This is a genomic window from Pseudomonas thivervalensis (genome assembly GCF_001269655.1).
Classification (GTDB): Bacteria; Pseudomonadota; Gammaproteobacteria; order Pseudomonadales; family Pseudomonadaceae; genus Aquipseudomonas; species Aquipseudomonas thivervalensis.
The window spans coordinates 342669-365852 of the sequence record NZ_LHVE01000009.1 but is presented as its reverse complement, the minus strand read 5'-3'; the positions used below and the strand labels follow the sequence as shown (position 1 = coordinate 365852).

At 66.0% G+C, this 23184-nt stretch carries 2 protein-coding genes; both read left to right on the top strand.

Features of this window, described 5'->3' with window-relative positions:
* Positions 1-21: 21 nt before the first annotated feature.
* Positions 22-13956, top strand: coding sequence for a non-ribosomal peptide synthase/polyketide synthase (locus tag AD659_RS13840; RefSeq protein WP_053122090.1), 13935 nt, complete (start codon positions 22-24; stop codon positions 13954-13956).
* 86 nt (positions 13957-14042) lie between these two features.
* Entirely contained in the window at positions 14043-23144 is a 9102-nt protein-coding gene (locus AD659_RS13835; RefSeq protein WP_053122088.1) for a non-ribosomal peptide synthetase, read from the top strand.
* Positions 23145-23184: the final 40 nt, after the last annotated feature.

Below are 23184 nucleotides of genomic sequence, written 5' to 3'. Positions count from 1 at the left end.
TTTTTACGCAGGACGTTTTCAATGACCACCGAAAAAACCGCCGGCAACCCGATCGAAGACATTTACCCGCTCTCGCCGCTGCAACAAGGGATGCTGTTCCACTCCCTGCTGCACGAAGACTCCGGTGTGTACCTGATGCAGGATCGCTACCGCATCGGCGGGGCCATCGATGAAGGAGCGTTCCTCGAATCATGGCGCCAGGTGGTGGCGCTGCACCCTTCCCTGCGCGCCAGTTTCCAGTGGAAAAGCCAGAAGCAACCGGTGCAAGTGATCCACCGCCAGGTCAAGGTGCCGCTGGATACTCTCGACCTGCGCGGGCTCGCTCCCCATGAACAGGAAGCGCGGATCCGCACGCTGCTGGAAGACGAGCAGAAAGTCGGCTTCAACCTGTCCAAACCACCGCTGATTCGCTTCCGTCTGGTGCGCCTGGCCGATGAGTCCTACGAATTCATTCGCAGCTTCCACCACATCCTGATGGACGCCTGGTGCATTTCCCTGGTGACCGTAGACTTCCTCAAAGTCTATGAAGCGCTGTGCAACGACCGCACGCCGGAGCTGAAAAGCCCTCGGCCATTTCGCGACTACATTCAATGGCTGCAACGCCAGGACGCGGGCAAGGCCGAGCAATTCTGGCGCGGCCAGTTGCAAGGTCTCAACGCGCCCACGCCCCTGACCGTGGACAACGGCGTGACCCGCGACCGCTACACCGATGCGGTGCTGGTGGACGACCAACTGATTCACCTCGACGAGCAGGAAACCCAGGCGCTGGCGGCGTTCTGCCGCAGTCGCCGGATCACCCCGAACACGTTTTTCCAGGGTGTCTGGTCGCTGCTGCTGTCACGCTACAGCGGGCAACAGGACGTGGTCTTTGGCGTCACCGTGGCCGGACGTCCGGCCGACCTGACCGGCGTTGCGGAAATGATCGGCCTGTTCATCAACACCTTGCCGTTGCGGGTCTCGGTGGACCCGAGTGCCGCGCTCGGCAACTGGCTGGGCGACTTGCAGAAGCTCAACGTCGACATGCGCGACTTCGAGCACACCCCGTTGACCGACATCCAGGGTTGGAGCGATTTCCCCCGGGGCGAAACCCTGTTCGACAGCATCCTGGTGTTCGAAAACGCGCCCATCGACGAACAGATCCTCGAAGGCGGCTTCCAGTTCAGCCTCGAAGGCATGGACCACAGCGTGCACACCCACTACGGCTTGACCGTGGTGATCCTGCCGGGCGAACAACTGGGCATCCGCGTGTCCTATGACCGCGAACGTTTCGACGCCGCCACCGTGCAGCGCCTGCTGGGCCACATCGCCAGCCTGGTGCGCAGCATGCTCGCCGCCCCCGACGCGCCGTTGTCCCGCTTCGAACTGCTGGCCGCCGACGAGCGTCAACAGTTGCTGGGCGAATGGGCGCTCAACCCTCAAGATTTTCCGCTGGATCAAAGCTACGCCGAGCTGTTTGCCGCCCAGGTCGCCCAGCGCGGTGATCAGGTCGCCGCGATCTGTGCCGGCGAGTCGCTGACCTACGCCGAGCTGGACCTGCGCTCCACGCGCCTGGCCCATGCCCTGCGCGAAGCCGGCGCCGGTGAAGACCAACTGGTCGCGCTGGTGGCCCCCCGTGGCCTGGCGCTGTTGACCATGATGCTGGCGGTATTCAAGGCCGGCGCGGCGATGCTGCCCCTTGAGGTCAATCACCCGCCCGAGCGCCTGCGGGAAATCCTCGGGCTGTCCCGCGCGCCGTTGCTGGTTGCCAGCGAAGGGTGCAGCGGCCTGCTCGATCAACTGCTCAGCGGCCTCGACCGGGCGCCTGAGGCGCTGTTCGCCGAAGCCTGCTGGACGTCCGGCAACGGTGCGCCGCTGCCGGTACTCGCCAGCCCGGACAGCCTGGCCTACGTGCTGTTCACCTCGGGCTCGACCGGCACGCCCAAGGGCGTGATGATCGAACAGCGCGGCATGCTCAACAACATCTTCGGCAAGGTGCCGGCCCTGGGGCTCAGCGCCGCCGACCGGATTCCCCAGACTGCGTCGGTGGCGTTCGACATTTCGGTGTGGCAGTTCCTCGCCGCGCCGGTGCTCGGTGCCACGGTGCACATTCTTCCGGGTGACGTCGCCCACGACCCGCAACGCCTGCTGCAAGTGCTCGCCAGCGAGCGCCTGAACGTGCTGGAAATCGTCCCGAGCCTGATGCGCACCTTGCTCGCGCTGTGCCCGTGCGACTTGCAACTGCCGGACCTGCGCTGGGTCCTGCCCACCGGTGAAGCCCTGCCGCCGACCGTGGCCCGGGACTGGTTCGCACGCTTCCCCGACATCGCCTTGATGAACGCCTACGGACCGGCCGAATGCGCCGACGACGTGGCCTTCCAGCCGATCTTCGAAGCACCGGGGGCCGAGGTCAGCCACATGCCCATCGGCCAGCCGACCGCCAACAACCGCCTGTATGTGCTGGATGAAGCCCTGCGCCCGGTGCCGGTTGGCGTGGCTGGGGAAATCTGTGTCGGTGGCGTCGGCGTCGGCCGCGGCTACCTGCACGACTCGCAGCGCACTGCAGACGCGTTTATCGACCACCCTCAACTCGAAGGTCGCCTGTACCGCACCGGTGACCTGGGACGCTGGCGCGCGGACGGCGTGATCGAATACCTCGGCCGCCGCGACCAGCAGGTCAAGTTGCGCGGGCACCGGATCGAATTGACGGAAATCGAACACCGTCTCGCCCAGCACCCCAACGTGCGCGAAGCCGCCGTCCTGCTGCGGGAAAACACCGTCGGCGAAGCCTGGCTGGTGGCGTATTGGTCGGCCCATGACCAGAACGTGGGCAGTGACGGCCTGAGCGAACATTTGCGGGCGCAACTGCCGCCGTACATGGTGCCGGCGGCCTTCGTCGGCCTGGACAAGCTGCCCCTGAACAACAACGGCAAGGTCGACCGCAAGGCCCTCGCCGCCCGCGAGCTGGACTGGCAAGCCGACGCCCAGGAGAGCATCGCCCCGCGCAATGCGCTGGAAGCCGCTGTGGCATCCATCTGGGCCGAAGTCCTGGGGCGTGACACGGTGGGCGTGGAAGACAACTTCTTCACCCTCGGCGGGCACTCGCTGCTGGCGACCCAAATCGTGGCCCGCCTGCGCACCCAGTTCAAGCTCGACCTGCCGTTGCGCGTATTGTTCGAACAGCCGACCGTGGCCTTGCTGGCCGTGGCCATCGGCGCCCGCCAGGCCGAGGCCGCCGCACCGCAAGCCAACGCGACCAGCCTGCTCAAGGCCCAGCCACGCCCGCCGTTGCTGCCGTTGTCGTTCTCGCAACAGCGCCTGTGGTTCATCGAACAACTGACGCCGGGCACCACCCTGTTCAACATCCCGTTCGCCCTGCACCTCAAGGGTGAACTCAATGTCGAGGCGCTGCACGCCAGCCTCAACGATCTGCTGGTGCGCCACGAAATCCTGCGCACCGGCATCCACAGCACCGACGGCGTGCCGTGCCAGCGCATCAGCCCAGCGCTGGACATCGCGCTGCCTTTCGAAGACTTGTCGGGCCTGACCGCCACCGCCCGCGAAGGCGCGCAATTCAATGCCCTGCAAGACACCTTCGAGCAGCCGTTCGACCTGACCTGTCCACCGCTGCTGCGGGCGCGTTTGCTGCGCCTGGCGCCGGGCGAGCATGTGCTCGGCATTGCCCTGCATCACCTGGTCTCGGACGCCTGGTCGGCCACCATTGCCCTGCGCGAGCTGGCCCTGGGTTATGAAGCCCGTTGCAACGGCGCCACCGCCGAACTGCCCGCCCTGCCGCTGCAATACGCCGATTTCGCCCTCTGGCAGCGCGAACACCTGCAAGGCGCCGAACTCAAGCGCCAGCTCGATTACTGGACCACTACCCTCGACCGGCGCGACAGCGACGCCAGCCCGCTGCTGGCCTTGCCCACCGATCATCCACGGCCGTCGGTGCAAAGCTACCGCGCCGGGATCGTGCAGCGTGAACTCAGCGCCGACCTCAGCGGCCGAGTGCAAGCCTTCGCCAGTCGCCTCGGCACCACGCCGTTCACCGTCCTCTTCGCCGGCTTCGCCGTGCTGATGCACCGCTTGAGCGGTGACGCCACGGTGCTGATCGGCACCCCGGTCACCCACCGCGAACAGCCAGGCACCGAAGGCCTGCTGGGCATCCTGTTGAACAACCTGGCGATCCGCGCGGACTTCGAGCCGCAAGCCGACTTCAGCACCCTGGTCAAACAAGTGGCCGAGCGCCTGCGCAGTGGCCTGCAACATCAGGACCTGCCGTTCGAGCAACTGGTGGACAGCCTGCAACTGCCACGCAGCCTCAGCCACGCGCCGCTGTATCAGGTGATGGTTGCCCAGCAACTGGCCATGGAGTCGCGGTTGCGCTTCCCCGGGTTGGAATTCGAAGCGCTGGACACGCCACTGCGGCATTCCGAATGCGACCTGGACCTGCACGTGCTGTGCCCGGCCAATGCGCCGATCCAGCTGGAACTGATGTTCGCCCTCGACCTGTTCGTCGCCGACAGCGCCCGCCAGACCCTCGCCCGCCTGGAACACCTGCTCCAACACATGCTCGCCGAGCCCCAGCGCCCGGTCGCCGCCTTGCCGCTGCTGATGGACGCGGAGTGGCAACGCACCGTGGTCGAGTGGAACCGTACCGAGATGGCGGTGCCGACGCACCTGACCTTCGCTCAGTTGTTCGAACAACAGGCCGAGCGCACTCCGGAGCGTGACGCGCTGTGTTTCGAAGGCCGCAGCCTGAGCTACGGCGAACTCAACCGTCGCGCCAACCAAGTGGCGCATTACCTGCGCAGCCGCGGCGTCGGTGCGAACAGCCCGGTGGCGCTGTGTGTCGAGCGTTCGCTGGAACTGCTGGTCGGGCTGTTGGGCATCCTCAAGTCCGGTGGCGCCTATGTGCCGCTGGACCCGACCTACCCGGTGGATCGCCTGGCGTACATGCTCGAAGACGCCCGACCGGCACTGTTCCTCGGTCAGCAGGGCCTGCTGGAACAGCTGGGGGCCGAACTGCCACGCGTGCGCCTGGACAGCGACGCAGCGCTGTTCGCCGACCAGCCGGACAGCAACCCCGCCCCGCTTGCCGGGCCGCAAGACCTGGCCTACATCATGTACACCTCCGGTTCGACCGGTAAGCCCAAGGGCACCCTGGTGACCAACGGCTCGGTGGTGAACCTGGCCTGGGCGCGTATCCATGGCTTGTATCGCCGCTACACCGACCAGCCGATGCGCACCAGTTTCAACTACTCGTTCGCCTTCGACAGTTCCGTGGCCGAGCTGATCCTGTTGCTCGACGGCCACAGCCTGTACCTGACCCCGGAAGACGTGCGCTACGACCCCGAGGCCCTCGCCGGCTTCTTCCGCGACACCCGCCTGGACGCCTTCGAGTGTACTCCGGCACAGCTCAAGGGCCTGCTCGAAAGCGACGGCGTCCGCCGGGGCGAGGTGTACCTGCCGCGCTTCGTGCTGTTCGGTGGCGACGCGGTGGACGCGCAGCTGTGGCAACGCCTGCCGTCGATTGCCGGCAGCCGCTTCTTCAACACCTACGGCCCGACCGAATGCACCGTGGATGCCACCGGCTGCGCGGTGGATGACTTCCCGTTGCGGCCGATCATCGGCCGTCCCATCGCCAACGTGCGCACCTACGTGCTCGATGCCTTCCTCAACCCGATGCCGGTGGGCGTCCCGGGGGAACTGCACATCGGCGGTGCCGGCGTGACCCTGGGCTACCTCAACCGCGCCGAGCAGACGGCGAAGGTGTTCATCGAAGACCCGTTCTCGTCGCAGCCAGGCGCGCGGATGTACAAGTCCGGCGACCTGGTGCGCTGGTTGCCCGACGGCCAGCTCGAATACCTGGGGCGCATGGATCATCAAGTGAAGATCCGTGGTTTCCGCGTCGAGCTGGGGGAAATCGAAACCTTGATCGGCGCCCAACCGGGCGTGCGCCAGGCCGTGGTGCTGGCCCGTGAAGACGTGCCCGGCGACAAGCGCCTGGTCGCCTACGTGACGTGCGACCCGCAAGCCGACATCCACGCTTGGCGCAAGACCATTGGCGCCGCCCTGCCCGACTACATGGTGCCCTCGGCGTTCGTGGTGCTCGATGAGCTGCCGCTGACCGACAACGGCAAACTCAACCGCAAGGCCTTGCCGGCCCCGGACATCCAAGCCGCGCCAGACGCCTTGGACCCGCCGCGCAGCGCCGCCGAACAGCAACTGGCGGCCCTATGGGCCGAGTTGCTGAACGTGCCGACGACGCAGATCGGCCGCGACAGCCATTTCTTCTACCTCGGCGGCCACTCGCTGCTGGCGGCGGCGCTGTTTGCCCGCTTGCGCCAACAGTTCGGCAGCGTGCCGCCGTTGCGGGCGGTGTTCGAACACCCGACCCTTGAGGCCTTGGCCGCGCTGCTGGGCGATCCCCTGCAAGCCCCGGCGGCGACGTTCGTTGCGGCGACCCGCCCGGCGCGCCTACCGCTGTCGTTCGAACAGCAACGCTTGTGGTTCTTGGAGCAACTGAGCACCGGCGGTGGCGAGTACAACGTGGTCAGCGCCGTGCAGTTGGACGGTGAACTCAATGCCCCGGCCCTGCAAACAGCCTTGAACAGCCTGGTCCAACGCCACGAGATCCTGCGCAGCCGCATCGTGCGCGATGGCGACGGCGAGTTGGCGTTGGTCATCGAACCGAAGGTCGATCTCACCATGCAGGTGACGGCACTCCAGGCGAGCAGCGACGAGCAGTGGCAGCAACTGACCGACTCAGCGATCCACGCAGAAACCGGCCGCCGTTTCGACCTCGCCGCCGAAGTACCGGTGCGGGCCACGTTGCTGCAACGCAGCGGCGGCGCCCAGTCGTTGCTATTGCTCAGCGTGCACCACTGCGCCATCGATGACGCCTCCAGCCAGAACCTGCTGGAGGAACTGCGACAGTGCTACACCGCCCAATGCCAAGGCACCCCGGCGGTACTGCCGGCGCTGGCGCTGCAATACCCCGATTACGCCCTCTGGCAGCGCGAACCCGGTCAACAGACCGCGTTCAGCAGCCAACTGGAATACTGGCGCGGCCAACTGGAGGACGGCGACTACCTGCTGGACCTGCCGACCGAACAGGGCCGTCCAAACCAGCTCGCCCCGGCGGCCGGCGCGGTGCAACTGCAGTTACCGCCCGTCCTGGTGGAACGCCTGCGGCAGTTCGCCCAGCAACGCGGTGCCACCCTGTACATGCTCATGCTCGGTGCCGCGCAGTTGCTCTTGGGCCGCTACGCCAACCAGCGCGACGTGCGGGTCGGTACCCCAGTGGCCCAGCGTCCATTCGCCGAGCTGCAGCCGCTGATCGGCTGCTTCGTCAACACCGTAGTCATGCGTGTCGACCTGGATCCGGCGCTGGACTTCGAAGGCTTGCTCGACCAAGTGCGCAACCGTGTGCTGGATGCCCAGCAGCACCAGGACGTGCCGTTCGACCAGGTCGTCGAGCATTTGAAACCGTCGCGCAGCCTCGGCCAGACGCCGCTGTTCCAAGTGCTGTTCGCCATGCAAAACGCCGACGCGTCGAGCCAGCCATGGCCGCAGTTGCAGGTCAGCGAGCGCCCCGTGACCGCCCAGGCCACCAAGTACGACCTGAACTGGGAAGTGCATGACGGTGAGGTGCTGTCGGTGTTGCTGGAATACCGCGCCGCGCTGTTCAGCGAAACCACCGCCCGGCGTTGGCTGAAACAGTGGCAACAACTGCTGGAAGCCATGCTCGAAGCGCCACAGACCCGCCTCGGCGATTGGACACCGCTGCCGCCAGCCGAGCGTCAGCGTCAACTGATCGAGTGGAACGCCACCGAACGTCACTACAGCGGCCCGACCAACCTGCACACGGCGTTGAGCCAACAAGCGGCCTTGAGCCCCAACGCCCCGGCGTTGGTGTTCGAAGGCCAGCGCCTGAGCTATGCCGAGCTGGATCAACGGGCGCAAACCGTCGCCCGGGCCCTGCGCGCCGCTGGCGTGGGCAGCGACAGCATCGTGCCGGTGTGCATGGAGCGCTCGGTGGAGATGGTCGTGGCCCTGCTCGGCATCGTCCATGCCGGCGCCGCCTGGTTGCCGCTGGATCCGGAGCTGCCAGCCGCACGCCTGGCTTTCCTGATCGAAGACGCCGACGCCAAGGTCACCTTGACCCAAGCCCAATGGTTGTCGCGCCTGCCGGCCGGGCATGACGCCTGGACGCTGGATACGTTGCCAAACGCTGAGATCGGAGAGCCGATCAGCGTCGAGGCCAATAACCTGGCCTACGTGCTCTACACCTCCGGTTCCACCGGCCAACCCAAAGGCGTGATGAACGAACACGGCGCCCTGATGAACCGCCTGCACTGGATGCAGGACGCCTTCCCGATTGGCCCGAACGACCGCGTCTTGCAGAAAACCCCGTACAGCTTCGACGTGTCGGTGTGGGAGTTCTTCTGGCCGCTGATCACCGGCGCAACCCTGGTGGTTGCCCGTCCGGACGGTCATCGCGACCCGGCCTACCTCAGCCAGTTGATCCAGCAGGAACGGGTCACGACCTTGCACTTCGTCCCTTCGATGCTGCGTGCCTTTGTCGAGGAGCCAAGCCTGGTCGACTGCCACAGCCTGCGCCAGGTCTTCGCCAGCGGCGAAGCCTTGCCGGTGGACCTGGTCCGACGTTTCATGGGTCAACACCCGGCGGCGCTGGTCAACTTGTATGGCCCGACCGAAGCGGCCATCGACGTCTCCGTCTGGCGTTGCTCGGCGGACGATGCCATCGTGCCGATCGGCAAGCCCATCGCCAACCTGCGCTTGTACATCCTTGACGAAGCCATGCAACCACTGCCGCTTGGCAGCATCGGCGAGCTGTACATCGGCGGCGTCGGCGTGGCCCGCGGTTACCTGAAACGCCCGGACCTGACCGAGGAACGTTTCCTCGCCAGCCCGTTCGTGGCCGGGGATCGGCTGTACCGCACCGGCGACCGTTGCCGCTTCCTGGCCGATGGCAACATCGAGTACCTGGGACGTCTCGACCATCAGGTGAAGCTGCGTGGGCAGCGCATCGAATTGGGTGAAATCGACGCGGCGCTGCTGGCCCAGGCCGGTGTTCGCGACGCCGCCACCTTGTTGCTCGACCAGCGCCTGGTAAGTTTTTGGTGCGGTGACGCCGACGAGGCGACTTTGCGTGCCGACTTGAGCGACAGCCTGCCCGCGCATATGCAGCCAAGCGTTTTCGTGCAGTTCGACCGCCTGCCGCTCAACAGCAACGGTAAGCTCGACCGCAAGGCCCTGGCCGCCACGCCGTTGCCACACAGCCAAAGCGACCAGCCGCGCACCGCGCCACGCAATGCCACTGAAACCGTGCTCTGCGAACTGTTCAGCGAAGTGCTGGGCGGTTCGCACGTCGGCATCGACGACAACTTTTTCCAACTCGGCGGTCACTCCTTGCTGGCCACCCGCCTGGTCAGCAGGGTCCGTGAGCGTCTGGGGGGCTCCCTGCCCTTGCCGCTGGTGTTCGCCCAACCGACGGTCGCGGCCCTGGCCGAGCATCTGCGCGCGGCCATGCCCGGTGAATCGATCACCGCACAACCGCGCCCGGCGCACTTGCCCCTGGGCCTGGCCCAGCGCCGGTTCTGGATGCTCAGTCGCCTGGTGCCGGAGTCCCGCGAATACCACATGCCATTCGCCCTGACCTTGCGCGGCGCGCTGCAGGTCCAGGTCTTGCGTGACGCCTTCGAGCAGATCAGCCAGCGCCACCTGGTGCTACGCAGCCGGATTGTCGAGATCGACGGCGAGCCGCAATTGCTGATCGACGACCACGGGCCGGCGCTTACGGTCACTGGCGTTGCAACCCAGGACTGGGCCGCGACCTGCGCCAGCGCCCAGGCCGAGCTGATGACGCCGTTCGACCTGGCCGCCGCCGCACCTTGGCGCGCGCACCTGCTGCAACGCCAGGGCAGCGACGAAAACCTGTTGCTGGTGTGCCTGCACCACAGCGCCACCGACGGTTGGGCCATGCAGTTGCTCATCGACGAACTGACCCAGGCCTACACCGCCGGCCTGAACGGACAGTCGCCCACCTGGACGCCGCTGGAGATCGACTATATCGATTTCGCCCTGTGGCAACAGCACCCGGACACCCAGGCCCGGCGCAGTGCCAGCCTGGACTACTGGAAAAACCACCTGGGCCAGGACGACTACCAGCTCGACCTGCCCATCGACCATCCACGTGGCGCCGAAGCCGATCGTCGCGCCCGCCAACTGAGCGTCCGCCTCGGCACCCAGCGCGCCGAAGCCATCCGCCAGTTTGCCCGTCAGCGCGGCACCACCACCTACGTGGTGCTGGCCACGGCCCTGAGCGCGCTGCTGGCCCGCTACAGCGGTCAGCGGGAGATTCGTCTCGGCACCCCGGCGGACCAGCGTGACCACGCGCAAACCCAGACGTTGCTGGCCTGCCTGGTCAACACCCTGGTGATCCGCAGCGACGTCGACCAACGGGCCCCGGCCGAGCAACTGCTCGCCAGCCTCGAGGCTGACCTGCGCGCCGCCCAGGCCCACGCCGACCTGCCCTTCGCCACCCTGGTCGGTGCCGTCGCGCAGAACCGCGACTTGAACCGTACGCCGTTGTTCCAGGTGCTGTTCTCCCTCAACTATGGCCGCGTCGACAGCAGCCAGTGGCCGGGGCTGAATGTCGAAGAGCAAATGCTGCCGGTGATCGACGCCAAATTCGAACAGAGCTGGGAAGTCCAGGACGACGGCAGCGACATGACGCTGGCGCTGGAATACCAATCGGCCTTGTTCGACGAAGCGACGATGCAACGCTGGAGCACGCAGTGGTGCGCGCTGCTTGACGCCCTGGTGACAACCCCTGGGCGCACCCTGGTCGAACTGTTCCCGCAACAGCAGGATCAGCAGCAACTCGACCGTTGGAACGCCACCGAACGTCACTACAGCGGCCCGACCAACCTGCACACCGCCCTGAGCCAGCAAGCGGCCTTGAGCCCCAACGCCCCGGCACTGGTGTTCGAAGGCCAGCGCCTGAGTTATGCCGAGCTGGATCAACGGGCACAAACCGTCGCCCGGGCCCTGCGCGCCGCTGGCGTGGGCAGCGACAGCATCGTGCCGGTGTGCATGGAGCGTTCGGTGGAAATGGTCGTGGCCCTGCTCGGCATCGTCCATGCCGGTGCGGCTTGGTTGCCGCTGGATCCGGAGTTGCCGGCCGCACGCCTGGCGTTCCTGATCGAAGACGCCGACGCCAAGGTCAGCTTGACCCAAGCGCAATGGCTGTCGCGCCTGCCTGTTGGGCATGAGGCCTGGACGCTGGAGGCGTTGCCAAACGCTGAAGTTGGAGAGCCCATCAGCGTCCAAGCCAATGACCTGGCCTATGTGCTCTACACCTCCGGTTCCACCGGCCAACCCAAAGGCGTGATGAACGAACACGGCGCCCTGATGAACCGCCTGCACTGGATGCAGGACGCCTTCCCGATTGGCCCGAACGACCGCGTCTTGCAGAAAACCCCGTACAGCTTCGACGTGTCGGTGTGGGAGTTCTTCTGGCCGTTGATCACCGGCGCAACCCTGGTGGTTGCCCGTCCGGACGGTCATCGCGACCCGGCCTACCTCAGCCAGTTGATCCAGCAGGAACGGGTCACGACCTTGCACTTCGTCCCTTCGATGCTGCGTGCCTTTGTCGAGGAGCCAAGCCTGGTCGACTGCCACAGCCTGCGCCAGGTCTTCGCCAGCGGCGAAGCCTTGCCGGTGGACCTGGTCCGACGTTTCATGGGTCAACACCCGGCGGCGCTGGTCAACTTGTATGGCCCGACCGAAGCGGCCATCGACGTCTCCGTCTGGCGTTGCTCGGCGGACGATGCCATCGTGCCGATCGGCAAGCCCATCGCCAACCTGCGCTTGTACATCCTCGACGAAGCCATGCAACCGTTGCCGATTGGCAGCATCGGCGAGCTGTACATCGGCGGCGTCGGCGTGGCCCGCGGTTACCTGAAACGCCCGGACCTGACCGAGGAACGTTTCCTCGCCAGCCCGTTCGTGGCCGGGGATCGGCTGTACCGCACCGGCGACCGTTGCCGCTTCCTGGCCGATGGCAACATCGAGTACCTGGGGCGTCTCGACTATCAGGTGAAGCTGCGTGGGCAGCGCATCGAGCTGGGAGAAATCGACGCGGCGCTGCTGAACCTGCCGGCCATCACTGGCGCCTGCACCCTGGTCATCGACAACCGCCTGGTGGCGTTCTACAGCAGTAGCACCGCGCAGTCGGACCTCGACACACAACTGGCGGCCGAGCTGCCGGCCTACATGGTGCCGGCGGTATGGGTACACCTTCCGGCCCTGCCCCTGAGCACCAACGGCAAGATCGACCGCAAGGCCCTGGCCGCGCTGCCCTTGCCCAACACCCAGAAAGACTACGCGGCACCGCGCAACGACCTGGAACGCCTGCTCTGCCAGTTGTTCGGCGAACTGCTCGGCGAGACCTTGACCGGTGGCTGCGACATCGGCACTTCGGACAGTTTCTTCGCCCTGGGCGGCGACTCGATCCTCGGGCTGAAACTGATCTCACGCTTGCGTGAGCAGGGCTATTCGCTCACGCCACGGGACCTGTTCCGTTCGCCGACCCCGGCGGCCCTGGCCCAGGTGGCCACGGCGCTGCTGACCCAGGCCGAACAAGGCGACGTGACCGGGCCGATGCCGCTGATGCCACTGCACCAGTGGTTCTTCGACCAGCAGCAAGTCCAGGCCGCGCACTGGAACCAATCGGTGCTGGCCGACAGCGACCGTCGCCTGGAACCGACCCTCGTGCAAGCCACACTGGATCGGCTGGTCGCCCACCACGACGCCCTGCGCCTGCGTTTCACCGACGCCGACGGCCAATGGCAGGCGCACATCGCGCCGGTGGCACCAGCGCCATTGACCTGCTGCGAGCACCCGGACCAATTGCTGCATATCGCGCAAAGCCTGGACCTGCAACACGGCCCGCTGTTTGCTGCGGCCCTGCTGGAAGGCACGCCGCAGCGCCTGTACCTGGTGGCCCATCACCTGGTGGTCGATGCGGTGTCCTGGACGCCGCTGCTGGAGGATTTCCAGCAGTTGTACACCACGCTGGAGCGTGGCGAGCAGCCGACGTTGCCGGCGAAAACCACCTCGTACCGGCAATGGGCCGAGCACCTGCAAGCCCATGCCGCGAAGGCCGCCGCCGAGCATCGCTACTGGAGCGCCCAGGCCAACGCGAACCGACCGCCGATGGCCACGGTCGCCGAGCGCCAGACCCTCTCGGCCCGCTGGGATGCCCGCCGCACCCAGCAATGGCTGACCGAGTCCCAGGCCGCTTATCGCACGCAGCCGGAAGAACTGCTGATCGCCGCCCTCGCCGCGACCTTGGCCGAGGTGGAACAGCGCAGCGACATCGTCGTGGATCTGGAGCGCCACGGACGTGACGCACCGTTTGCCGGGCTGGACGTCGGCCGTACCGTCGGCTGGTTCACCACCCTCTACCCACTGCGCGTGAACACCAGCGGCGCCGCGGGCGAGCAGGTGCGCAACGCCAAGCAAGCCTTGCGCGACGTACCCGCTCAGGGCCTGGGCTACGGCTTGCTGCGCCAGCGCGGCGAGTTGGCGGCCAGCCACGGCGATGTGCTGTTCAACTACCTGGGGCATGAGCAAACGCCAGCGGGCTGGTTGCGCGCGAGCAACCTGATCCCGCCGCCGGACGTAGCTCCCGAGAACCGCGTGACCCACGCCCGGGAGGTGGTGGCCTGGCTGGAGGACGGCGTGTTGCGTGTCGAATGGCACAGCGTCACGCCGAATGCCGACAGCCGTTTGCCCGCTCGCCTGCTGGAGCGCTTGCAGGCGCTGGTCGAACACTGCCTCGACCCGCAGGCCGGTTCGCTGATGCCAGCGGACTTCCCGCTGGCCAAGGGCATGAACCAGGCGACCCTCGACACCTTGCTCAAACGCCTGGGGCCGAAGAAGTGAGCCCCGGCACGACCTGTATCTGACTTAGCAGTGCGCCGTTCGCGGCGCACGTGTCTCCTCGTTTTTCTGGATTGAACACTGCCGCCATGCATGACCAAATCGAAAACATCTATTCGCTGACCCCGCTGCAAAAAGGCCTGCTGTATCACGAGGCCTATGCGCCCGAATCCCGGGTCTATTACCAGCAGATGAACATCGGCCTGGCCGGTGAGCTCGACCTCGCTGCGTTCCGCCAGGCCTGGGTAGCCCTGATGCAACGCCACGCAGTGTTGCGCACGGCGTTTCTCTGGGAAGAGCTGGACGACGCCTATCAGGTCATTCTCAAGGAAGTCGACCTGCCCCTTCGTGAGGTCGATCTGCGCGGTCACCCGCAAGCACTGGCCGCCCTCGCCGCAGAAGACCACGCGCAGGCGTTCGAACTGGGGTCCGCTCCGTTGATGCGCCTGACCCTGGCGCGACTGGATGATGTGAACGGACAGGCACAGTGGGCGCTGGTCTGGACGCACCATCACCTGTTGCTCGACGGTTGGAGCGTCGGCTCGCTGCTGGCGGACTGGCGCGATCTGTATCGCGCGGCACGACGCGGCCAGCATGCGGCGCTGGAAACGGTGCGACCGTTCCAGGATTACGTGGCTTACCTCAGTGAGCGCCCTTCGTCAGATGACTTCTGGCGCAGCCGCCTGGCGGACTTCGCCAACACCACCCGCGTGCCCGAGTCGGACCCGCGTGGCCTGCTCGCCGACCCGGTGGACGCGCACCTGCCGTGCACCGAGCATTCCCTGAGGCTGGATGCTGCAACCACCGCTCGCCTGGCCGGCTTCGCCCGCAACCACAACCTGACCGTCAACACCTTGCTGCAAGCGGCTTACGCTTACCTGCTGGGTCGTCACAATGGCACGGACGAGAGCCTGATCGGCGTCACCGTGGCCGGGCGCCCAGAGCGTCTGAACGGCGTCGAGCGCATGGTCGGTCTGTTCATCAACACCTTGCCGTTGCGCGTTCGTTGGGACGATGCAACGACCGTGGGCCAATGGCTGGCAGGCATCCAGGACTGGAACGCCGAGATGCGCGAGCACGAACACACACCGCTGGCCAGCCTGCGGGCATTGACCGCGTTGCCACCGGGTGGCGAGTTGTTCGAAGCCATCATCGTGTTCGAAAACTTCCCATTCCCCCGGGAACTGGATCAGATCGACGAGGGCCTGTTCGGCCTACCGGACGCCGAACACGCCGCGCCCTTGCGCCACACGGGCGGACGCAACAACTACCCGATGTCGCTGATCGCGTCGATGGAAAGCGACTGCCTGCAACTGCACCTGGTGCATCAACGCAAACGCTTGTCCGACGCGGCCGGCGCGCGCCTGTTGCAGCAATTGGCAACGCTGCTCGAAGAACTGAGCCGTGACGCGAATCGGCCCCTGGCCGACGTGCCCCTGTGCCCAGCGCAAGAACTGCAACTGACCCGCCACTGGGGCAACGGTGCGCCCCTCGATTTGCCCGATGCGCCGCTGCACGAACTGATCGCCGCCCAGGCCCGCCGCCATCCCGAGCGTGAAGCCGTGCGCGACACCCACGGCGCCTTGAGCTACGGCGAACTGCTCGAAGCCTCGACCGGATTGGCCAACGCCTTGCGCCAGCGCGGCCTGCAACAGGGTGATCGCGTCGCGCTGGCCCTGCCCCGCAACAACGACGCGGTCATCTCGCTGCTGGCGGTAATGCAGGCCGGTGGTTGCTTCCTGCCGCTGGACCTGGGCCAACCGGCCTCGCGCCTGAGTGCACTGATCGCCAGTGCCGATGTGAACTTCATCATCGGTACGCCGGCCTTCGAAAGCGCCAGCGTTCAGGTGATCGAGGCCTCGGCCCGCGCCACCGGCAGCGACCTGCCCGCGGTGGATCGACAGGCCTGCGCCTATGTGATCTACACCTCCGGCTCCACCGGTACGCCGAAAGGTGTACGCCTGTCCCATCGGGCTATCACCGCCTACATCACCGGCATCCTGGCCGAGCTGGGTTGCGCCGAGGCGGAACAACCCTGGCGCCATGCGCTGCTCTCGACCCTGGCGGCAGACCTCGGTTACACCCAACTGTTCGGCGCGCTGGCCAGCGGTGGCAGCCTGTTGCTGGTGGACGACGACACACGTGCCGACCCGAACGCACTGGCGCAGTGTTTTGCCGAGTTCACCCCGGACCTGGTCAAGCTCACCCCCAACCACTTGCACGGTCTACTCGCCGCTCGCCCCGACGCCGATCTGCTCCCGCGCCGCGCCTTGTTGCTGGGTGGCGAAGCGCTGCAAGGCACATTGCTGGAGCCCCTTCGGACACTGCGTCCGGACCTCGCGGTCTACAACCACTACGGGCCGACCGAAAGCGCCGTGGGCATTTGCCTGTCGCGCATCGACCAGCCCCTGGCCGGCGTGCAACCGCTGGGTCACCCGCAACCGAACCGGCAACTGCGGGTACTCGACAACCACGGTCACGCCGTGCCTGTCGGCGTGCCGGGCGAACTGTGGGTGGGCGGCGAAGGCCTGGCCATCGACTACCTCGGCGATCCAGCGCAAACCGCCGCGCGCTTCACGGCCGTCGCCGACCTGCCCCGCGCCTACCGCACCGGCGACCGTGTGCGTTGGCTGGAGTCCGGCGAGCTGGCCTTCCTCGGGCGCGTCGACAACCAGATCAAGCTGCGCGGCTACCGCATTGAGTTGGGCGAAGTCGAAGCACAGATCAAGCGCCTGTCGAGCAACATCCAACAAGTGCTGGTGCGCGTCGTGCAACCGGCCGAGGAGACGCCACGCCTGGTCGCCTGGTTGGTGGCCAGTACCTCCATGTCCGCCGACAAGCTGCGCCATGACCTGGCGCTGCGCGTGCCGGATTACATGGTGCCAGCGGATTTCATCGCGCTGGATGCCATCCCGCTGAACGCCAACGGCAAGCCGGACATCGCCCGCTTGCCCTTGCCCGACGCCCCGGCCCGCCAGGACACCTACGAAGCCCCGCGGGATGCGGTGGAAAGCGCCTTTGTCGAGATCTGGCAGGATGTGCTGCGGGTCGAGCGCGTCGGGATCCACGACAACTTCTTTGCCCTGGGCGGCGATTCGATTCTCAACCTGCAGATCATCGCCCGCGCCCACCAGCGCGGCATGAAGCTGACGCCCAAGCAGTTGTTCGAAAACCGCACCATCGCCGAGATCTCCGCGGTGATCAGCCAAGGCGCGAACTACAGCCGCGACACCAGCAGCGCTGCTCGCGATGTACCGCTGACAGCGGGCCAGCATGCCCGCCTCGAAGCCGGCCCGCTGACGGCAGACTGGCGTTGCGTGGCCTTGAATGCGCCGATCAGCGTCGAGGTGTTGAGCCGTGCCGTGTCGGCCCTGCAACAGCAGCACCGGGCGCTGCAATTGGCGCTGGCCCCACAGGCCGATGGCACCTGGGTGCAAACCCTGTTGACCACGCCTAAGCCGGCCAGCGCCAGTCGCCGATCGCTGAACACTGACGATACCAAGGCATTGGCCGAGCTGGCTGAAACCACCCTGGCCACACTGGACCACGCAGCCGGCGAAGGCTGGCATGCCTGCCTTAGCGAGCAGGGTGACGCGGTGTTGTTGGTCGCGCATGCCTTGCGCCTGGACACCAGCTCATGGGCGTTGCTGATGACGGACCTGGCGCTGGCCGTGGCGCAAGCGCAGTACGACCGTGCAATCGAATTGCCGCGTCACGGTGGTCATCTGGATGAATGGGCTGAGCATCAAAATACCCGTGCCAAGGATGAAGACGGCTTGGAGCCGGCGTGGGAATACTGGCTGCAATACGCCGGTGAAACCCTGCTGTCCACCCCGCAACCGGAGGGCCTGGGCACTGAAAGCCGCGTGCAGATTTCACCGTCTCTCAATGCCCGCCTGAACCTGCTCAGACGCCGCAGTCACGCGCCCTGGGGATCACTGGTCGCCACCGCTGTCGCAGCGGAACTGGCACAACAAAGTGCCCGTCAGGACGTCTGGCTAAGCCTGGATCGCGGTCGCTGCGAGCGCGCTCGCCTACCGCTCACCAGCGCCTTGAGCCGCACCGACTTCGATCCGGCCACGGTCATCGGCGCGCTGAGCCACGCCGTTCCCCTGCGCCTGAGCCTGACGCCGACGGCCAGCGCCGCACAAATGCTGGCGCAGGTTGACGCACAACTGGCCGCCGCCTCGGACACCGGTGATGACTACGGCGTGTTGCGTTATCTGGCCAACAACGAGTACTTGCGCGAACCGCTGCTGAGCCTGCCGCAGCCGACCGTGCATATCGTCATGGCCGGCGAGTGGCAAGCCCATGAAGGGCCGTTGGGCGACGTCATCGCCAGCAGCACGCCAATCGATGCCTCCGGGCTGACCCTGTCCGTCAGCCTGCAACACGATCAACTGCACATCGATTGTCGCGGCCCAGGTGCCGAACAGTGGGCCGAGGTGCTGGAACAGCGCCTGGCCCTGCTGGCCGCCGATGCCGAACACGCCACCCCCGGCGCCCACGCGTTCCCGTTGTGCCGCGCCGCCGGAAACGACCTCAGCGCCCTGGGCACGAATTTCGACTGGGCCGGCATCGACGACTTGCTGCCCCTGTCGCCGATGCAGGAGGGCATGTTGCTGCACACCCTGCTGCGCCCCAACAGCGGCATCTACCTGATGCAGCAACGTTACCGTTGGGACGGTGAACTGGACCGCAGCGCCATCGAATACGCCTGGGCACGACAACTGGCCAGGCATCCGATGCTGCGCACCGGTTTCTGGTGGCAGGACGGCAAGGCGGCGCTGCAATGCGTCTATCACGACACCGATCCGGCCTTCGCCTGGTACGACTGGCGGCACCTCGACGAGGCGAGCCGCCAGCGTCAACTCGACGCCGTGCTGGACGCCGAATGCCGTCAGGGTTTCGACATGCGCCGGCCACCCTTGACCTTCTTGCGGGTGTTCCAGGTGGCCGATCAGGAATTCCTGATCGTGCGCAGCTTCCACCACATCCTGACCGACGCCTGGTGCTTCGGCCTGCTGATGGCCGACCTCTTCGCCCACTACCAGGCACGCGTACTCGGCCAGCCGGTGGCGCGTCCGTTGCTGCCCTCGTTCAGCAACTACGTCCATTGGCTGCAATGCCAGGACACGTCCGTCACCGAGCAATTCTGGACCCGCGAACTGACCGGTTTCAGCGCGCCGACACCGCTGGTGGTGGATCGCCCGGCCACGGCCGAGCAAGCGGTCGAGACCGTGGCGAACCTTGACGTCACCTTGTCGATTGCCGATACCCGCGCATTGACCGCGCTGTGCCAACAGCACCAACTCACGCCTAACACGTGGATTCAAGGCGCGTGGGCCCTGCTCCTTTCGCGCTACAGCGGCAGCGATGACGTGCTGTTCGGGGTCACGGTGTCGGGCCGTCCCACCGACCTGCCCGGCGTGGAAGACATCGTCGGCCTGTTCATCAATAGCCTGCCGTTGCGGGTCAAGGTTGACGATGAACAAGCCGTGGTGCCATGGCTGCAAGCGCTGTTTGCGCACAACGTCGAGTTGCGTGCCTATGAACACGCACCGCTGGTGGATATTCAGCGCTGGAGTGAAATCGAGCACGGCCGTTCGCTGTTCGACAGCCTGGTGGTGTTCGAAAACGCGCCGTTCGACGCTGGCCTGTCGGATCGTCAGGTCGACTTCAACGTCGACATCTACGAAGACCGCGTGCACACCAACTATCCGATGACGGTGGTGCTTTACCCCGGCGATCGCCTGGGCATTCGCCTGACTTACGATGCCGCACGGTTCGACACCGAGACCGTGCAGCGCATGCTTGGCCACTTGCGCCAGCTACTGACGCAAATGGTCGCCCAGCCTGACGTTCCCCTGGCTTCGCTGTCGTTGCTGACGCCGGAAGAACGCCAGACCTTGCTGGTGGACTGGAACCGCAGCGAACTCGACTTCCCGCTGGACCAGACCTACGCCGAGCTGTTCGCTCGCCAGGTGGCCGCGGATCCACAGCGCATCGCGGTCGTGTGTGGCACCGACAGCCTGAGCTACGCCGAGCTGGACCAGCGCTCCAATCGCCTGGCCCGTGCCCTGGTGGAAACCGGCGCCGGTCGTGACACCCTGGTGGCCCTGGCCGGCGAACGTGGCCTGCCGCTGCTGAGCATGATGATCGCCGTGCTCAAGGCCGGTGCCGCCTACTTGCCGCTGGACATCAAGCACCCGCCGCAACGCCTGGGGGAAATTCTCCAACTGTCCGGGGCGACGATCCTGTTGGCCAGCGACAGCGCCGACGCGGTCATCGATCCGGCACTGGCCGCCTGTACTGCAACACCGCGACGCTTGCGCACCGAAGCCCTCTGGCTGACTGGCGATGCGACGCCACTGCAAATGGCAGGCAGCCCTGACGACCTGGCCTATGTAATCTTCACGTCGGGTTCCACGGGCACCCCCAAAGGCGCGATGATCGAACAACGGGGCATGCTCAACAACATCTTCGGCAAGGTGCCGACGCTGGGCCTGTCAAACGCCGACCGAATTGCCCAGACTGCCTCCCCGGCATTCGACATTTCGGTCTGGCAGTTCCTCGCCGCACCGATTCTCGGCGCCACCGTGCACATCCTGCCGGACGTGATTGCCCATGATCCCGAGCGCCTGCTGGCTGCGCTGGAAGACCAACAACTGTCAGTGCTCGAAGCCGTGCCGACGATGATCCGCGCCCTGCTCGACCTCGCCGACGCCGACACACGACTGTCGGCACTGCGCTGGTTGCTGCCGACCGGCGAAGCCCTGCCTCCGGCCCTGGCCCAAGCCTGGCTGGGCCGCTTTGCCCATGTGCCGTTGATGAACGCCTATGGCCCGGCGGAGTGCTCGGACGATGTGGCATTCCACCCGCTGACCCAAGTGCCGGACGAAGACGGCAATGCCATGCCGATTGGCCGGCCTACCGCCAACAACCATCTGTACCTGGTTGACGCGCAACTGCGTCCGGTGCCGGTGGGCGTACCGGGGGAAATCTGCGTCGGTGGCGTGGGGGTCGGTCGCGGCTACCTCAACGATCCGGAGAAAACCCGGGCCGCGTTCGTCGCGCACCCGTTCGAACCCGAGGCCCGTTTCTACCGCACCGGTGACCTGGGGCGCTGGCGTGCTGATGGGGTAATCGAGTTCCTCGGTCGCCGCGACCAGCAAGTGAAAATCCGTGGCCACCGTATCGAACTGGGGGAAATCGAAGATCACCTGGGTCGTCATCCCGCCGTGCAAACCGTGGCCGTGATCGTCAACGCCGACCAGCGCGGCGATCTGCAACTGGTCGCGTACTGGACGGGCGACGACACCCCGGTGGCGGTGCTGCGCGAATGGTTGACCCAACGCCTGCCGTCCTACATGGTGCCGGCCCATTGGCAACGGCTGGAGGCATTGCCGTTGAACGCCAACGGCAAAGTCGACCGCAAGGAGCTGACCTCTCGAACGCTGGGCAGCCAGCTGATCGAACAACGACCGCTGGTCAGCGATACCGAGCAGCAACTGGGCGCGATCTGGGCGCAGATTCTCAACGTGCCGGCAATCGGCGCTGACGACAATTTCTTTGCCCTTGGCGGCCACTCGTTGCTGGCGACCCTGGTGGTTTCGCGCATTCGCAGCCAGCTCGCGGTGGACCTGCCGCTGCGTACCGTCTTCGATCACCCGGTATTGGAAAACCTGGCCCGGGCCATCGACAACGCACGCTTGCAGACAGCGCCATTGGCCCTGCCCGGCATCACCCGGGCGGATCGCTCGCAGGCCCTGCCGCTGTCGTTCGCCCAGCAGCGTTTGTGGTTCCTCGAACAGTTGAACCCTGGCTCCAGCGGCTTCAACATTCCGTTCGCGCTGACGTTGACCGGAGCGCTCAATGTCGAAGCCCTGCGCCTGGCCTTCGAGCAATTGATCGCCCGTCATGAAGTGCTGCGCAGCACCGTACACAGTGATCACGGTGAACCTTGGCAGCGGATCGAGGCGGCGCAGGCATTTGCCCTGCCGGTCACCGATCTGCGACAGGTCCCGATCCAGGAACGGGAACCGGCCATCCAGATGCAGTTATCCGAAGTCTTCGGCCAGCCGTTCGACCTGACCCAAGCACCGTTGATGCGTGCGCGGTTGTTGCAACTGGACGCGCAGACCCATGTACTGGCCATCGCCATGCACCACATTGCCGTGGACGCCTGGTCCATTGCGCAATTGGTGGAGCAACTGGCCAGCGACTATGCCGGCTTAGGCAACCCGACAACCCGCATCGACACCCCGCCGCTGCAATACGCCGACTTCGCCGTGTGGCAACGCAAGCACCTGCCGGGCCCGGTCTGGCAGCAACAATTGACCTACTGGCGTCAGCAGTTGCAAGCCAGCCCGGCGCCGCTGTTGTTGCCGGGCGCCCAGACCCGCGATCACGGCGGGTGCGCGCGGCATCGCAGTCGCCTGCCGACGTCGTTGGCCCAGGCCCTCAGTGACTTGGCGAAGGCTCGCGACGCCTCGCCGTTCATGGTGCTGCACAGCGCGCTGAACGTCGTGCTGCATCAGCAGACCGGGCGTGAAGACCTGTTGGTCGGCACCGACATTGCCAACCGCCATCAACAGCAGACCGAAGACATGGTCGGGTTCTTCGTCAATCAGTTGGTGCTGCGTTGCCGGGTCACGCCGCAGCAGACGTTTGACCAGTTGCTGGGCGATGCTCGACGCGTGGCGCTGGATGCCTTTGCCCATCAGGACTTGCCGTTCGACGCGCTGGTGGCTGACCTGCTGCCACAGCGAGACGCACGGTACACGCCGTTCTTCCAGGTCAAACTGGTGGTGCAGAACACCCGTCAGCAGGACCTGCATTTGCCGGGGTTGGCGATCAGTGAGCGGGAACTGGAACCGCAGGCCTCGGATGTGGACCTGCTGATCAACGTCGTGGATGACGGCGCAGGCCTGCTGGTGGTGTACGACTACGACACCGGCCGTTATACCCGTGACCACATCGAGCTGTTCGACAGCCTGTTCGTTTGCCTGCTGGAGCAACTGAGCCTGAACGCCGACACCGACGTCGCCCAGTTGCTGCTGCCACTCAATCAACTGCAACAGACCCGCCGCGAACAGGCGCAGGCCGCGCTGCGGGAAGCCGGCAGCGCACGTCAAAGCACCTTGGGCCAGGCCCGTCGTCGCAATGTCGTGAAGGACGCCGAGCAATGATTGCCATCGACCCCGTGTCCCTCGCGCTCATTCCCCACCT

Coding starts and splice junctions, on each gene's coding strand:
- AD659_RS13840 (WP_053122090.1), top strand. CDS start 22: ATGACCACCGAAAAAACCGCCGGCAACCCGATCGAAGACATTTACCCG.
- AD659_RS13835 (WP_053122088.1), top strand. CDS start 14,043: ATGCATGACCAAATCGAAAACATCTATTCGCTGACCCCGCTGCAAAAA.